The sequence below is a fragment of the Micrococcus sp. KRD012 genome, from assembly GCF_017168555.1.
GTDB lineage: Bacteria > Actinomycetota > Actinomycetes > Actinomycetales > Micrococcaceae > Micrococcus > Micrococcus luteus.
In genome coordinates this window covers 89,629-89,987 of the sequence record NZ_JABFBB010000019.1, presented here as the reverse complement: position 1 = coordinate 89,987, position 359 = coordinate 89,629, and the positions used below count along the sequence as shown (strand labels likewise).

General features: G+C 75.8%; 1 protein-coding gene. It reads right to left on the bottom strand.

The features are described from left to right. Positions 1-337, bottom strand: a 337-nt coding sequence (locus J1M37_RS11555; protein ID WP_274607202.1) for a DUF3000 family protein, incomplete at its 3' end; no start/stop codon positions are given. Positions 338-359: the final 22 nt, after the last annotated feature.

The window sequence follows — 359 nt, the reverse complement described above, 5'->3', positions numbered from 1 at the left end:
CGGGCGGCAGACCGGCGAACGCGCAGATCATGTCCGACCACGCCTCGAGATGCGAGCCGAGGTCCCGCGGGGCCGGGGTCCACGAGGCGCGCAGCTCGATGTCGGTGGTGTCCGGGGCCGCACTGAGCGTCCCGAAGCCCTCCGCGATGCTGCGCGTCGCGGTGCCGCCGGCGTGGGAGTGCTCGGCGTGGCGGCGCTCGAGCGCCTCCACGAGCCACGTCCACGCGACGGCGCCGGCCAGCTGGTCCAGTGCGACGTCCGGTTCCAGGCTCGCACGGATCCATGTCACCGCCCGGAAGCCTCCCGGCCACCGGGCGTCCGGGGCCGGGTCGTGCAGGAGGACGAACCGCCCCGTGGCC